We start from the raw sequence: 14,859 nt of genomic DNA, 5'->3' as shown, positions 1-14,859 counted from the left end.
TATCAACTTTCAGTCGACAGAAAGCTTGTCGATCTTTTCCTGCAAAGCCGCCATTTGTTGTTTCAACTCAGCGAGGCTTTCTGCTTTTTCTGCTTTTTTGCCAGTCAAATTTGGCATGAGCGCTTCTCTGGCAGTGCGCATGAATTCAATGTTTTGCTTTGCAATATGACCAAATGGACCAGATGTTATAGCGGTTTCAATGACTTCCTGAACCTGTTTTTGGTTCTTTCGGAAATTATCCATCGAGCTTTCCAGAAATTGCGGCACCATGCCTTGCATGGAATCGCCATACATTGAAATAAGCTGGCGCAAAAAACCGACTGGCAACATCTGCTGTCCGCTATTTTCTTCTTCCATGATGATCTGGGTCAGCACACCATGTGTGATATCATCATTTGTTTTTGCATCCAAGACCTTGAAATCAATATCTTTTCTGGTCAAATCAGCAAGAAAATCGAGTGTTATATATTTTGAAGAATGCGTATTATACAGCCGCCGGTTGGCGTATTTTTTGATGATGATCGGGCCATCACCATTTTTGCTGGCTGCGCGTGCCATGAACCGTGTTCCTTTCGGTATAGTCTAGATGGCAGTAGCACTAGTTTATCATGCACTGCAACATGCACCGATCACATGATCGATTGCCCATCTAAAAAGACACTTAAATTTATAGATGCTAGACCCAAATCCGATCAAATCTATTCCCCAAATTGGTCAGCAATTCATATTGTGACAATGAGGTGCCTAAGCTACTTTTTTGCAGATCATATGTGACATCAACCCAATCACCCTCTTCAAGTTCGGGGCGTTGGGAAATATTGATGGTGACCAAATCCATCGAGACCCTACCGATGACGGGCAAGGTTATATTTTGCACGGCGATGCTTCCATTTCCACCAAGCAGGCGCAAATATCCGTCGGCATATCCTATGGACAAAGTCGCGACTTTGGTCAGGGTGGTGCAGACGTAGGTCGCATTATATCCGACAGTTTCGCCCGGCTGTAGCCATCTGGTCTGCAAAATCCGAGACTTCAGCTGCATGACCGGAACAATCTTCGCATTCATTTCGGGGCGGGATACGCCACCATATAATCCAAGCCCAGGCCGAACGAGATCGAAATGATAGTCATGACCTAGAAACACCCCTGCGCTGTTGGCAAGGCTATACCGGTTAGCCTTTATCTGGCTCACTAGTTGCTGAAAACGCCGCAATTGCTCCGAATTCTGCAGGCAATCTTCATCAGCCGATGCCAAATGCGACATCAAAATATCGATGTCTAACCCGGCAAGCAGCTCATCTGAAATCTGGTCCCGGCCAATGCCAAGCCGGTTTATGCCGGTATCGATCATCACATGGCATTTCCCGCCACCAGACTCTTTCCACATCGCAACTTGTTTAGGAGTATTGAGTACGGGAATTGCGCCGAGTTCTTTGACCGCCGCTATGTTGATCGTATCGATTCCGTTCAAAACTGCAATCCAGTCGGGCGGGACCAAATCGGCGATCTCCAACGCTTCGTTCCAATGTGCAACAAAGAAATCCCTGCATCCAGCGTCCCGCAGACGTATTACAACATCGCGTGCGCCAAGACCATAACCGTTCGCTTTGACCGCAGCACCGCACGCGGCTTTACCCTGAGATTTCAAGATACGCCAATTGGCAACCAGCGCATTTCCATCAAGATGCAAGCGCAGCGGGGAGGAAAATTCAACCATCCCTGCCCTTCGCCTGCGCGGGCAAAACTGTCAATCCAGCTCCGTTAGGCCAGACGTTTCCGGAAGCCATATCAATGACACTACGAAAGCCATAGCAGTGACCGCCACGGTGTACCACAGACCGGAAAAGGGTTGCCCGGTCTGGGCTACGATATATTGCGATATATAGGGCAAGAACCCACCGAAATAGCCCGCGCCGATGTGATAAGGTATCGACATTGATGTGTAACGGATTTTGGCGGGGAACATTTCGACCAAAATCGCCGCCACTTGGCCGTAGGTCATCCCGGATAGCGCGACCATCAGGAAAACCGCGAGAATAATTTTCCACGGGCTTCGTTGTGCAGGGTCCGACTTGTCGGGATAACCGGCCTGTTCAAGCGCTACGACATAGGCCTTTTCATCAAAGCCCTGCAGCCTGGCTTCGCCAACCTCCAATGACACCGTTCCTGACAGTTGCTTACTATAGGCGATCCCGCGCTTGGTCAGAAAGTTAAGCGCCTTCGCGCATTCTGATGTATGCACCCGATTGAGCGCATTGAAATCGCACTCCGGCATTGAAAGCGTAACTGGATTGGTGGCTGTGGCCTTTGCAAGCGCAGGGTTTGCCGCATCTGCCATCATCCAGAAGATAGGGAAAACGCCAACAATCGACAGGGCATATCCCAGAAGAAGAAGCCGCTTGCGACCCCATTTGTCGGACAGCCACCCACACGCAACAAAGGTCGGTGCCGCCAACGCCGCGCCTACCGCCATATAAAGCAACGCGTCGGTCTCTGGCACTCGTGCAGTCCCGGTTAGAAAATACAATGTCCCGAATTGAGAGGTGTAATAAATCACCGTCAAACCAGCTGCCACCCCGAACAAGGCAACCAATATACGGCCGACATTCCCAGGATATTTGAAACTGTCGACAAACGGATTTTTGGACGTCGTGCCTGCGGCCTTCATTGCCTTGAACACGGGGCTCTCCGACAGCTTCAACCGCATATAGAGCGAAATTGCCAGCAGCAGGATTGAAGTCAAAAACGGTACACGCCAGCCCCAGGATTCAAATGCCTCAGTGCTCATGGAGTTACGGGTAATAAGCACGACGATCACCGCGAGCAGGAACCCGCCTGCTACCGACACCTGTATCCAGCTGGTATACTGGCCGCGCTTGCCATTGGGCGCATGTTCGGCGACGTAAATCGCTGCACCGCCATATTCGCCGCCAAGGGCAAGCCCCTGCAAACAGCGCATCAGTAGCAGCAATGCCGCTGCCCAGATCCCCGCCGTTTCAAACGTTGGCAACAAACCGATTGCTGCGGTTGCAACACCCATAAGTGTAATGGTGACCAAAAACGTATATTTGCGGCCGATCTTATCGCCGAAATATCCGAATAATATCGCACCAAAAGGACGAACTCCAAAACCTGCACCGAAAATTGCAAGCGATGCCAATGTTGCAGCGGTTGGGTTGTCGGCGGGAAAAAACAATTTGCCAATGAGCGCGGCTAAAATGCCGTAGACGAAAAAGTCATACCATTCGAACACCGTTCCCAGAGACGATGCGGTAATGACCAACCTATCACGCTTTGGATCAAGCGTGACTTCGCCGATTGCAGCATTTTCCATATTTTCCCTCTCCAAACTTCTTCCGATGTCTTATAGCCAATGTCGTCAGGTTCAAGCGGCTTGTTATGCTTTTCCAAAAGCGGGCGAAAGTCGACGTTCAAGGAGTGCCACGTGACCCGTTTCATCGACTTATCAATACCGATCACCAATGATGTCATATCCGATCCGCCGATCATGCAGCCTCAGATTACGTATATGACCCATGAAAAGACGTGGGAACAGATCGCCATGTTTTTTCCGGGTTTGACACGTGATGACTTGCCCGATGGGGAAGGCTGGGCCGTTGAGAGTCTTTCGCTTAGCACCCATAACGGCACCCATATGGATGCACCGTGGCACTTTCACTCAACTACCGATAGCGGGGCAACCCCCGCCCCTTCGATTGACGAAGCGCCGCTCGAACTGTTTTTCCGACCGGGCGTAAAACTTGATTTCTCTGGCATGCCTACAGGATATGTAATCGGGGCAGCCGAAGTTGAGGCAGAGCTAAACCGGATTGAATATATATTGAAGCCACTTGATATTGTGCTGGTCCAGTCTGGCGCTGTTTATGGAACTGAAAATTTTACAGACCAAGGCTGTGGCATGGGAGAAGAAGCTACGCTCTATCTGACCGAGCGAGGCGTTCAGGTTGTTGGCACAGACGCTTGGAGTTGGGACGCACCGTTCAGCTATACAGCAAAGCGGTGGGCAGAAAGCCGTGACCCTTCGATAATCTGGGAAGGGCATAAGGCGGGACGGATCAATCCTTATTACCAGATTGAAAAATTGACCAACCTTACAAGTTTGCCAGCATTTGGCTGGACGCTGAGTTGCTTTCCGATCAAAATTGAACGGGCGAGTGCAGGATGGATAAGGGCCGTAGCAATATTACAAGATCCCTAATTACGCAGGGCAAGCATCCACAAAGTCCAGCCGCTCAGAACCGCCAATGTGAGCCAAGTTACGATAACGCCGATACTGCGTGGCAAGGGAGGTTTGCCCGGTTCAACCTTGGCGTATAAACCGATAATATGGGCTATACGGCCTGCGAGAAACAGCGCGCCAATTGCCAGTAGTGCGATATGTTCAGCGCGGCTCATCTCAAGGAAAGCCATAAGCAGAATAACGATGGGTGCATGTTCGGCGAGGTTCCCATGACTCCGACTGGCACTGATGATCAGTGGGTCGTTGTTGTCGCCGAATGGGACCTTGCTCCGCATACGGTGTCGGACGGTGTCGACTCCGGTAATCAACAACATGATCGCGCAGATCGCTGCGACAAATGCGGTGACAGGTAACGTCATATGCTCTTCCCCTCCGGACAACTGGCTGCATGATGCCAGACCGGACCGCTTGGCTCAAGCAAGGACTGCCCTATTCCATCTCGAGAATGATCGCGTCTACAGCGAGACTTTCGCCTGCCGCTGCATTGACGCTTTTCACGACGCCCGCTTTTTCGGCGCGCAGGATGTTTTCCATCTTCATCGCTTCAACAATTGCAAGCGGCTGCCCTGCTTCGACCTTGTCGCCAACTGACACGTGTACCGCCGTTATCAGCCCCGGCATCGGGCAGATGAGATATTTGGACAGGTCTGGCGGAATTTTCTCGATCATGTGCGATGCGAGATGAGCGACATGGCCCGGCAAGACACGCGCCATATGGCTTGCACCGCGTGTCGTCAGTTTGAACCCGGTGCGGGTTTTTGTGATCTTGACGGCCAGTTCGTCGTCGTTGACTTCGGCTATGACCAGACGATCGCCCGGTACATATTCCATAGACAGTTCAAAATCTTCACCGTCGACACTGATCGCGCCGTCATCCATTGCGATGTCGTGAACCGCGTCGCCGATTTTCACCTGCCATCGGGATGGTGGCGGCAGGGTTCCGCCCAGTTGCCCGTCAACATGCCGGGCACGATCCGCCTCCGCCGTGGCAATAAATCCCGCAATCACGGAGAGTGACTTGATCAAGCTGGCATCTGCTGCCGCCCCATGGAAACCGTCGGGATATTCTTCGGCAATGAAGCCCGTTGTCAGTTCTCCAGAACGAAACCGCGGATGTTGCATGATCGCGCTGACAAAATCGATATTGTGGCCAAGGCCTTCAATTTCGAAACGGTCCAGTGCTGCGATCTGCAGGTCGGCGGCGTCGTCGCGCGTTGGACCCCAGGTAACCAGCTTGGCGATCATCGGATCGTAGAACATCGACACTTCGCCGCCATCGTAGACGCCATCGTCGACGCGGATGCCTTCTATACCACGCCGGCCGTTTTCAGCGCCGTCGTCGGTCCAGCCCTCGACCGGCGGGCGATAGCGTGTCAGGTGCCCGGTCGACGGCAGAAACCCGCGATAAGGGTCTTCGGCATAGACGCGGTTCTCGATGGCCCATCCGTCGATCTTGATATCGTCCTGAGTCATGCTGAGCTTCTCGCCAGCGGCAACGCGGATCATCTGTTCGACCAGATCAATCCCGGTGATGCATTCGGTTACCGGATGTTCGACCTGCAACCGCGTGTTCATTTCAAGGAAGTAGAAACTCTCGCCGCTCGGGTCCGCGCCTGAGACGATCAGCTCGACGGTGCCTGCCGAATAATAGCCCACCGCGCGCGACAAGGCGACGCATTGCTCGCCCATCGCCTGGCGCATCTTGGGCGTAACGAACGGCGAAGGCGCTTCCTCGACAACCTTTTGGTGCCGCCGCTGGATCGAACATTCGCGTTCGTTCAGATACAGGATATTGCCATGCTGATCGCCCAATATCTGGATTTCGATATGGCGCGGGTTGAGGATGAATTTCTCGATAAACACGCGGTCGTCGCCGAACGAGTTTAGCCCCTCGCGCTTAGTCGCCTCGAAACCCTCGCGCACGTCCGCCTCATTATAGGCAAGCCGCATCCCTTTGCCGCCGCCACCGGCGCTGGCTTTCATCATCACCGGATAGCCGATTTCTGCCGAAATCCGCACCGCATGTTCGGTATCGTCAATCTCGCCGACAAAGCCGGGCACGACATTGACGCCCGCCTTCATCGCCAGCTTCTTGGACTCGATCTTGTCCCCCATCGCAGCAATCGCATTCACCGGCGGGCCGACAAAAGCGATGCCCTCTGCGGCTAGCGCCTCGGCAAAACTGGTGCGTTCGGACAGGAAACCATAGCCCGGATGCACGGCCTCCGCGCCGGTTTGCTTGCACGCGGCGATAATCTTGTCCGCCAGCAAATAAGACTGCGCGGCAGGCGAAGGCCCGATATGCACCGCCTCGTCGGCCATCACCACAAAAGGCGCGCGCGCATCGGCATCCGAATAAACCGCGACAGTCGCGATCCCCATGCGGCGAGCGGTCTTGATAATGCGGCAGGCAATTTCGCCACGGTTTGCAATCAGGATTTTTTTGAACATTTAGCGTTTCCGAACGAACAGAGGAATTAGAATTACGAGTTGGACAGCGAGGTAGCGCCAGAAAATAACAGCAGGTTCGAAACGCAACCGTGCGCGGCATTCTTCAGTATCCATATAGCTACAATCGCCACTCACTAGCATTTGATACATGGCGTATGACCACCCAAGCCAGCATAGGCTTACAAAAACCGATAGTGTGGTGAGCAACTTTGGCAACTTCACTCCGCAGCCTCCAGCGCCTTGCACGCCCTGAGCGGCTCCTCCGCCTCCATCGGCACCAGCCCCAGCTTCGCCAGCATCGCCGCATCCTTGTCGTCGCCTGCATTGGCCGCGGTCAAGAGCTTGTCACCGGTGAAGATGCTGTTCGCGCCTGCCATGAAGCACAATGCCTGCGTCGCCTCGGACATTGACTCGCGCCCCGCGCTAAGCCGAACCATGCTCATCGGCATCGTGATGCGCGCCACGGCAATCGTGCGGACGAATTCGATATCGTCGATCTTCGCCAGCGGCGTATCGGCGAGCATGTCGCCAAGCACCGTTCCCTTCACCGGCACCAGTGCGTTGACTGGGACACTTTCGGGATGCTGCGGCAAGGTCGCCAGCGTGTGGATGAAGCCCACCCGGTCAGAGCGGGTTTCGCCCATGCCGACAATGCCGCCGCTGCACACATTGATACCAGCACGCCGCACCTCGGCTAGCGTATCAAGCCGGTCGTCCATCGTTCGCGTGGTGATGATCTCGTTATAGCGCTCGGGCGAGGTGTCGATATTGTGGTTGTAATAATCGAGCCCTGCCTCGGCCAGCATATCGGCTTGGCTTGGCGTCAGCATCCCCAACGTCATGCAGGTTTCCATGCCCATCTGCCGCACGCCTTTGACGATTTCAACAATCGCAGGCATGTCGCGGTCCTTGGGGTTGCGCCACGCCGCGCCCATGCAGAACCGGCGCGAGCCATTATCCGCCGCCTGCGCCGCCTTTTGCAGCACCGCCTGCACATCCATCAACTTTGTAGCCTCGACCCCGCTGTCGGCCTTCACCGATTGCGAGCAATAGCCGCAATCTTCGGGGCAACCGCCGGTTTTGATGCTAAGCAAGGTACAAAGCTGGATCTGTCCCACGGCATGATGCGCGCGGTGGACGGTCGCGGCCTGAAAGACCAACTCGTCGAACGGGAGGTTGAATAGGACTGCGATTTCTTCGCGGGTCCAGTCGGTACGGACGGTCAAGCGGCTTCTCCCAAAGGCGGCATATTATGGCCTAGCATGCGCAGCACATCGGCCGCGCACTCGACGACATTGCTGCCGGGTCCATAAATGCCCTGCACACCGGCATCGCGCAAGAAATCATAGTCTTGCGGCGGAATGACGCCGCCTGCAATAACCTTGATGTCGCTGCGCCCCGCTTCCCGCAGGCCTTTGATGAGTTCGGGGATCAGCGTCTTGTGACCCGCCGCAAGCGACGATGCACCGACCACATCGACCGAGCTTTCAAGCGCCAGCACCACCGTTTCCTCTGGTGTCTGGAACAGTGGCCCCGAGACTATGTCAAAACCCATATCCCCAAAAGCAGACGATATGACATTAGCCCCGCGATCATGCCCGTCCTGTCCCATCTTGGCGACGAGCAATTTGGGTTTACGGCCCAAACGGCGTTCAACGGCTTTTACGCCTTCGATGACTTGAGCCCAGCGTTTATCAAATTCATAGGCACTGCCATATATGCCCGTGACCGGCGTTGGTGTCGTGCCATAACGGCCAAACACCGCCTCCATTGCATCGGATATTTCGCCGAGCGATGCTCGGGCACGGGCAGCGACCACAGCGAGCGCCAGAACGTTTGAGCCAGATTTTGCGCCTTCAGTCAGAGCCGCCAATGCAGCCTGACATGCCGCCCCATCGCGTGACGCACGCATCTTGGCGAGCCGGGTGATCTGACCCTGCCGGACCATGTCGTTGTCAACTTCCAGCGTGTCCAAATGCTCTTCGGTTTCGAGCCGGTATTTATTTACGCCGACGATGACGTCCTCGCCTTTGTCCACGCGTGCCTGACGCGCAGCAGCGGCTTCTTCGATCAGGCGCTTGGGCATGCCGGACGCAACCGCCTTGGTCATGCCACCGAGTTCATCGACTTCGCCGATAATCTTCCAAGCCTGGTCGACCAGTTCGGCGGTCAAGGCCTCGACATAATACGAGCCGCCCAGCGGATCGACAACCTTCGTGATGCCGGTTTCTTCGGTCAGGATGATCTGCGTATTGCGGGCTATACGTGCCGAGAATTCCGTCGGCAATGCGATGGCTTCGTCCAGCGCATTGGTATGGAGGCTCTGCGTGCCACCCAAGGTCGCGGCCATCGCCTCGATCGTTGTGCGGACAACATTGTTATAGGGATCCTGCTCCTGCAGTGACACGCCCGATGTCTGGCAATGGGTGCGCAGCATTTTGGACCGCTCGTCTTTTGCGCCGAGGCCGTCCATGACACGATGCCACAATGTCCGCGCGGCACGCAGTTTCGACACTTCCATGAAGAAGTTCATGCCGATGCCGAAAAAGAAGCTCAAACGTCCAGCAAAGGCGTCTATATCCAGTCCGCTTTCCATCGCGCGCTGCACATATTCCTTGCCGTCAGCGATCGTGAACGCGAGCTCCTGCACTGCTGTCGCCCCGGCTTCGTGCATATGATAGCCCGAGATCGAGATGCTGTTGAATTTCGGCATGTTTGCGCTGGTGTATGCAATGATATCTGACACAATCCGCATCGATGGTTCCGGCGGATAGATGTAGGTGTTGCGGACCATGAATTCCTTGAGAATGTCGTTCTGGATGGTCCCGTCGAGCTGCGCCTGTGAAACGCCCTGCTCTTCGCCTGCGACGATGAAGAAAGCCAGGATAGGAATGACCGCGCCGTTCATGGTCATCGAAACCGACATCTGGTCGAGAGGGATACCGTCGAAAAGGATTTTCATATCCTCGACGGAATCTATCGCGACACCAGCTTTGCCAACATCGCCGACAACGCGCGGATGGTCGCTGTCATAGCCACGGTGCGTGGCGAGATCGAAGGCAACGGATAAACCCTTTTGACCCGCGGCCAGATTGCGGCGGTAAAAAGCGTTAGATTCTTCGGCAGTTGAAAAACCAGCATATTGGCGAATAGTCCAAGGACGCCCTGCATACATCGACGCGCGCACGCCGCGTGTGAACGGGGCAAAACCGGGCAAGCCGGGGTCGCCAGCGTCCTCCGCCGTATAGAGCGGCTTCACGGATATGCCTTCGGGCGTGTGCCAGGTCAGGTCCTTGCCTTTGACCTCTTTGTCAGCCGCTTTTTTCCAGTCGTCGTAACTTGTCATTTCACCCTTATCCCCCTCTCCCGTTGGGAGAGGATACAAAAACTTGCCAGCTTGCTGGCTAGTTGTAGTTGGTGAGGGGGTGTGCCCTTTCGATAGAGCGGAACCCCTCACCCAGCTTCGACTAGCAAACGAGTTTGCAAGTCTGCGCAACCCTCTCCCAATGGAGAAGGGTTAAGCCCCCTTAAACTCCGCTTTGCGCTTCTGCAAAAACGCAATGCCACCTTCGCGCGCATCGGCGCTTTCGCCAGCTATTTTCTGCGCCTCAGCCTCGCGGATGAGCGCGCTGGCATAATCCATTTCAAGCGCGCTCGCGATATTCTGGCGCATTAAACCTAACGCTAACGTTGGGCCATTCGCAAGCTTGGTTGCCAAGGCGCGGGCTTCGGTCATCAAATCGGCATCCTCGACGCATTTGTAAATCAATCCCCAATCCGCGGCCTGCTCGCCGCCGATTTTCTCGCCCAGCATCATCATCTGCGTCGCCCGCGCCTTGCCGATCAGGCGCGGCAACATCCAGCTTGCACCGCCATCGGGGACGAGGCCGATATTTACGAAGGCTTGCAGGAAATATCCCGATTTGCCCGCAATAGCGAAATCGCTGCACAGGCCAAGGCTGCACCCGATACCCGCCGCAGGACCATTGACCGCCGTTATGATCGGAATGTTCAGCTTCGACAGTTTGACCATCGTCGGATTATAGCTCCGGGTCAGTGCGCCATAAGGGCCGCCAGCACCCGAGGCCGCCGCCCCGCCCCGTGCCTGCAAGTCCGCACCCGAACAAAATGCCCTGCCCTCGCCGGTGATAATCAACGCCCGTGCGCCGTCCAGATTGTCGAGCGCCTCGCTGATCTCGTCCGCCATTTGCGGCCCCATCGCGTTCAGCCGCTCGGGGCGGTTGAGGGTGATGGTTGCTATATTATCCGCAATGTCGAGGCGGATGGTTTCGTAGGTCATTCTTTACTCCCTAATCCCCTCTCCCGACGGGAGAGGGTTTGTGCAGTCAATGCCCCTCCGGCACTTCCATGATCTCGGTCAACACACCCTGCATATCTTTAGGATGCACAAAGAAAATCAGCGTCCCGTGTGCGCCGATGCGTGGCTCGCCCAGCACGCGCTTGCCCATCGCTTCGAACTCGGTCTTGGCGGCGTGGATATCGAGCACTTCGTAACAGACATGATGCTGCCCGCCCGCTGGGTTCTTCTCAAGAAACGCTGCGATGGAGGCATTGCCCGGCAGCGGCTCGATCAGTTCGATCTGTGTTCCATTCATCGCGCCGTCGGCTCCGGGCGTGTCGACAAAGCAGACCTTTACCCCCTGATCGGGTAGGTCGAACGGCTCATGGATTTTCGTTGCGCCCATCACGTCGCGGTAAAAGACGATGCTGTCCGCAATGGAAGGCGTCGCGACGCCAATATGGTTGAGACGACCTAGTTTCATAGTGCTTTCCAAATCCATCCGAACATTACAACAAACCCAAAAACTCCCACCGCACCGAAAAAAACAGCAAAAAACCTATGCCAAAGGCAATTGAAATTGAATGCAAGTGCGTTCTTATTTTTTCGGATGATGGGCCCCATTCCGTAGTTTATCTCACCTTTCGCCTGCCATTTCCCAACGGTTTTCCATATAGATGCCGCCGAGCCGCCCATGGCCAAGCCCATTAGAAGTCCGCAAAACGCCCAAACCCATTCCATATCTAAAATTCACAACGGAATATTATCATGCTTCTTCCAAGGGTTTTCCAACGCCTTGTTCCGCAACTTCCGTAACCCCAGCGCAATTCGCTTCCGCGTTGAGTGCGGGTAGATCACCTCGTCGATAAAGCCCTTGCTCGCCGCGACGAAGGGGTTGGCGAAGCGGTCTTCATATTCCGCCGTCTTAACCGCCTGCTCCTCCGCCGATAGCCCGCGGAAGATGATTTCTACGGCACCCTTCGCGCCCATCACCGCAATTTCGGCGGTGGGCCAGGCATAGTTCAAATCGCCGCGCAGATGCTTTGACGCCATCACGTCATAGGCGCCGCCATAGGCCTTGCGGGTGATGACGGTGATCTTGGGCACGGTCGCCTCGGCATAGGCAAAGAGCAGTTTTGCACCATGCTTGATAATGCCGCCATATTCCTGCGCGGTGCCGGGCAGGAAGCCGGGGACGTCGACGAAGGTAATAATCGGGATTTCGAATGCATCGCAGAAGCGGACGAAGCGCGCGGCCTTGCGGCTGCTGTTGATGTCGAGCACCCCCGCCAGCACCATGGGCTGATTGGCTACGATCCCCACCGTGCGGCCCTCGATACGGCCGAAACCGATGATGATATTCGCCGCGTGGGTGGGCTGAATTTCAAAGAATTCGGCTTCGTCGACTGTTTTGCGGATCAGCTCGTGCATATCATAAGGCTGATTAGCGCTTGGCGGGATCAGCGAGTCGAGACTTGGCTCCATACGATCCCACGCATCTTCAGTCGGCCGCTCGGGCACGCCCATGCGGTTGTTCTCGGGCAAATAGTCAAAGAAATCGCGGGTCGACAGCAACGCTTCAATGTCGTTCTCGAACGCATTGTCGGCCACGCCCGATTTGGTGGTGTGCGAAACTGCGCCGCCCAGTTCTTCCTGCGTAACCACTTCGTTGGTTACGGTCTTGACGACGTCGGGACCGGTAACGAACATATAGCTGCTGTCCTTCACCATGAAGATGAAGTCGGTCATAGCGGGCGAGTAAACCGCCCCGCCCGCGCATGGTCCCATGATGAGGCTGATCTGCGGGACGACACCGGATGCCAGCACATTGCGCTGGAATACTTCGGCATAGCCGCCAAGGCTGGCCACGCCCTCCTGAATGCGGGCGCCGCCGCTGTCGTTCATGCCGATAACCGGCGCGCCGACTTTCATGGCGTTGTCCATCACTTTGCAGATTTTCATCGCATGGGCTTCGCTGAGCGAACCCCCGAAAACCGTAAAATCCTGGCTGTAGACATAGACCAGACGGCCGTTAATTGTTCCGCTACCCGTTACGACGCCGTCGCCCGGAATTTTCTGATCGGCCATGCCAAAGTCTGTGCAATTGTGTTCGACATAAGCATCCAGTTCTTCAAACGAACCTTCGTCCAGCAGGATATCAATCCGCTCGCGCGCCGTCAGCCGACCTTTGGCGTGCTGGGCATCAATACGCTTTTGACCGCCGCCTAGTTTTGACGCGTCGCGCCGCTTTTCCAGTTCCGCAATGTTCGCCGACATGGCAATCCCCCAAAATCAATGCACTTTCTTGCGTCAGGTAACGCACAAAGTCCAATGTGAATTTGCAAAGTTGCGAAGTCATAATTTGCAAACTATGTCATTTAACTCAATTGGGTAATTTTGGAACGGCGGTTTAACTTGGCAAAGCGGCGAATTTTTGCAGGATCGCAATTGCGTAAGCTTCGCGATGGTCGGGGCTTGAAGCAGTCCGAAATGGCGGCTTTGCTTGGCATATCGGTATCCTATCTATCGCAATTGGAGCATGATGACCGGCCTTTAACGGCGACTCTAATCGAAATACTGTCACGTGACTTCCCGCTGGATTGGCAAGAATTTGAGGAAGATACCACCACACACCGCTTTGCTGCGCTGCGTGAGGCCGCCAACGATCCTTTGTTTTCCACACCGCTGTCGATCGATCAACTGACCCGCATTGCCGAACAGCAACCTGCTCTGGCTGACCAATTTGTAATGCTCCACACGGCCTATAGACGAACCGGGGAGCGGTTGCAGATTGTCGATGAGGCTTTGTCCAGCGAGAATGCAGGGGGCAGCCGCTTGCCGTGGGAAGAAGTACGCGACTGGTTCCATATGGCTGGCAATTATGTCGACCAGCTGGACCGCGCGGCGGAAGAATTGGCGATCCGTATAATGGGCAAATCTGTTTCCCCGTCGGCCGAAAGCATTGAGAGTTATTTGCGTGAGGCATTGGCGATATCGTTGTTATATTCAGTCAATTCCGGTCTGCGCCAATTCGATCACGAGGCGGGTCAACTCGTAATAGATCAAAGCCAACCTGCCGAAAGCCAGAGGTTTCAGCTTGCACATCAATTGGTCTCACTTGCTTTGCAAGACGATATTTCCGCTATTGTTGAAACCGCCGGGTTACGCAGCGCCTCATCTCGACAATTGTTGTTTGCCGGACTTGCCAATTATGCGGCAGGGGCATTGCTGATGCCTTACGGCCGTTTCCGGTTGGAAGCGCGCAGCCTGCGTCATGACATTGACCGGCTGCGCCAAGTATTCGGGGTCAGCTTTGAACAGGCTTGCCATAGGCTTTCGACATTGCAACGGTCTGGCGCACGAGGTCTGCCTTTCTTTTTCTGTCGCGTCGACATGGCCGGTAACATAACCAAGCGCCACAGTGCGACCCGCCTGCAATTTGCCCGCTTCGGTGGCGCTTGCCCTTTATGGATTGTGCATGAAGCGGTGGCTATACCCGATCGCATATTGGTTCAGCTCGCCGAGACGCCCGATGGCGTGCGCTATGTTTCGATGGCCAAAGGTCTCGTAAAACCTTCCGGCAGCTACGCGCGCGCACCCCGCCGATACGCCGTCGCTTTGGGTTGCGAGATCGAGCATGCGCGGGACTTCATCTACGCCGACGGTTTGGATCTATCCTCCCTGCACGCAGCGACCCCTATTGGCGCGTCCTGTCGTATCTGTCCGCGTGCCGATTGCGATCAACGCGCATTTCCACCTAGCGACAGGGCAATCATAGTTGATCCTGACCGGCGCGATGTGGTGCCGTACCGGATTGCCTGAGAAGCTAGCTGTGCCTATATGCGCG

The 14,859-nt window shown here is 55.2% G+C and carries 13 protein-coding genes; 2 read left to right on the top strand and 11 right to left on the bottom strand.

The genetic code is table 11. The features are described from left to right. Nucleotides 1–9 precede the first annotated feature (9 nt). From phaR to ACEW72_RS04290, 3 genes are all read right to left on the bottom strand, one after another. The gene (phaR, locus tag ACEW72_RS04300) at nt 10–558 is read right to left on the bottom strand and encodes a polyhydroxyalkanoate synthesis repressor PhaR (RefSeq protein WP_373475142.1); all 549 of its coding nucleotides are present in this window, start codon (nt 556–558) and stop codon (nt 10–12) included. Between the two features lie 118 nt (nt 559–676). Then, nucleotides 677–1,717 carry an alanine racemase gene (gene alr, locus ACEW72_RS04295; protein ID WP_373475141.1) on the bottom strand — a complete coding sequence of 347 codons (1,041 nt, stop codon included), beginning with the start codon at nt 1,715–1,717 and terminating at the stop codon, nt 677–679. A gap of 30 nt (nt 1,718–1,747) precedes the next feature. Continuing rightward, nucleotides 1,748–3,334: an MFS transporter gene (locus tag ACEW72_RS04290; RefSeq protein ID WP_373475140.1), complete on the bottom strand. Its 1,587-nt coding sequence runs from the start codon at nt 3,332–3,334 to the stop codon at nt 1,748–1,750. A gap of 111 nt (nt 3,335–3,445) precedes the next feature. Here ACEW72_RS04290 and ACEW72_RS04285 point away from each other — a divergent pair, with 111 nt between their 5' ends. After that, nucleotides 3,446–4,219, top strand: coding sequence for a cyclase family protein (locus ACEW72_RS04285; protein WP_373475139.1), 774 nt, complete (start codon nt 3,446–3,448; stop codon nt 4,217–4,219). Here ACEW72_RS04285 and ACEW72_RS04280 read toward each other — a convergent pair. The 8 genes from ACEW72_RS04280 to ACEW72_RS04245 all read right to left on the bottom strand — a co-directional run bounded on the left by ACEW72_RS04280 (nt 4,216) and on the right by ACEW72_RS04245 (nt 13,289). Next, a complete protein-coding gene (locus ACEW72_RS04280) occupies nt 4,216–4,620 on the bottom strand; it encodes an MAPEG family protein (RefSeq protein WP_373475138.1) in 405 nt (134 codons plus the stop codon). The two genes, ACEW72_RS04285 and ACEW72_RS04280, sit on opposite strands and share 4 nt — an antisense overlap. Nucleotides 4,621–4,690: 70 nt before the next feature. Beyond that, a complete protein-coding gene (locus tag ACEW72_RS04275; protein ID WP_373475137.1) occupies nt 4,691–6,712 on the bottom strand; it encodes a biotin carboxylase N-terminal domain-containing protein in 2,022 nt (673 codons plus the stop codon). Between the two features lie 218 nt (nt 6,713–6,930). Beyond that, entirely contained in the window at nt 6,931–7,938 is a 1,008-nt protein-coding gene (bioB, locus tag ACEW72_RS04270) for a biotin synthase BioB (RefSeq protein WP_373475136.1), read from the bottom strand. Further along, the gene (gene scpA / locus ACEW72_RS04265; protein WP_373475135.1) at nt 7,935–10,058 is read right to left on the bottom strand and encodes a methylmalonyl-CoA mutase; all 2,124 of its coding nucleotides are present in this window, start codon (nt 10,056–10,058) and stop codon (nt 7,935–7,937) included. Before scpA ends, bioB begins: the two co-directional genes overlap by 4 nt. 171 nt (nt 10,059–10,229) lie before the next feature. Beyond that, entirely contained in the window at nt 10,230–11,012 is a 783-nt protein-coding gene (locus tag ACEW72_RS04260; protein ID WP_373475134.1) for an enoyl-CoA hydratase-related protein, read from the bottom strand. A 46-nt stretch (nt 11,013–11,058) separates the two neighbouring features. Continuing rightward, the gene (mce, locus tag ACEW72_RS04255; protein ID WP_373475133.1) at nt 11,059–11,496 is read right to left on the bottom strand and encodes a methylmalonyl-CoA epimerase; all 438 of its coding nucleotides are present in this window, start codon (nt 11,494–11,496) and stop codon (nt 11,059–11,061) included. Beyond that, a complete protein-coding gene (locus tag ACEW72_RS04250; RefSeq protein WP_373475132.1) occupies nt 11,493–11,753 on the bottom strand; it encodes a hypothetical protein in 261 nt (86 codons plus the stop codon). Before ACEW72_RS04250 ends, mce begins: the two co-directional genes overlap by 4 nt. A gap of 9 nt (nt 11,754–11,762) precedes the next feature. After that, on the bottom strand, nt 11,763–13,289 hold the full coding sequence (locus ACEW72_RS04245) for an acyl-CoA carboxylase subunit beta (RefSeq protein ID WP_373475131.1): 1,527 nt from the start codon (nt 13,287–13,289) through the stop codon (nt 11,763–11,765). 138 nt (nt 13,290–13,427) lie between these two features. On the opposite strand from ACEW72_RS04245, the gene ACEW72_RS04240 reads away from it, so the two are divergent. After that, nucleotides 13,428–14,834, top strand: a complete 1,407-nt coding sequence (locus tag ACEW72_RS04240) for a short-chain fatty acyl-CoA regulator family protein (protein ID WP_373475130.1) — start codon at nt 13,428–13,430, stop codon at nt 14,832–14,834. Nucleotides 14,835–14,859 lie beyond the last annotated feature (25 nt).

Origin of the sequence: Sphingorhabdus sp. (genome assembly GCF_041737645.1) — a bacterium.
In the GTDB taxonomy this organism is placed as follows: domain Bacteria; phylum Pseudomonadota; class Alphaproteobacteria; order Sphingomonadales; family Sphingomonadaceae; genus Sphingorhabdus_B.
Note: the sequence above shows the minus strand (reverse complement) of the source record. Positions and strands in the feature narration are given on the sequence as shown.

What these genes read in the sequence shown, in the direction of transcription:
- scpA (WP_373475135.1), bottom strand. Translation starts at nt 10,058, where the DNA reads ATGACAAGTTACGACGACTGGAAAAAAGCGGCTGACAAAGAGGTCAAA.
- ACEW72_RS04260 (WP_373475134.1), bottom strand. Translation starts at nt 11,012, where the DNA reads ATGACCTACGAAACCATCCGCCTCGACATTGCGGATAATATAGCAACC.
- ACEW72_RS04245 (WP_373475131.1), bottom strand. Translation starts at nt 13,289, where the DNA reads ATGTCGGCGAACATTGCGGAACTGGAAAAGCGGCGCGACGCGTCAAAA.
- mce (WP_373475133.1), bottom strand. Translation starts at nt 11,496, where the DNA reads ATGAAACTAGGTCGTCTCAACCATATTGGCGTCGCGACGCCTTCCATT.
- phaR (WP_373475142.1), bottom strand. Translation starts at nt 558, where the DNA reads ATGGCACGCGCAGCCAGCAAAAATGGTGATGGCCCGATCATCATCAAA.
- ACEW72_RS04280 (WP_373475138.1), bottom strand. Translation starts at nt 4,620, where the DNA reads ATGACGTTACCTGTCACCGCATTTGTCGCAGCGATCTGCGCGATCATG.
- ACEW72_RS04290 (WP_373475140.1), bottom strand. Translation starts at nt 3,334, where the DNA reads ATGGAAAATGCTGCAATCGGCGAAGTCACGCTTGATCCAAAGCGTGAT.
- ACEW72_RS04250 (WP_373475132.1), bottom strand. Translation starts at nt 11,753, where the DNA reads ATGGAATGGGTTTGGGCGTTTTGCGGACTTCTAATGGGCTTGGCCATG.
- alr (WP_373475141.1), bottom strand. Translation starts at nt 1,717, where the DNA reads ATGGTTGAATTTTCCTCCCCGCTGCGCTTGCATCTTGATGGAAATGCG.
- ACEW72_RS04275 (WP_373475137.1), bottom strand. Translation starts at nt 6,712, where the DNA reads ATGTTCAAAAAAATCCTGATTGCAAACCGTGGCGAAATTGCCTGCCGC.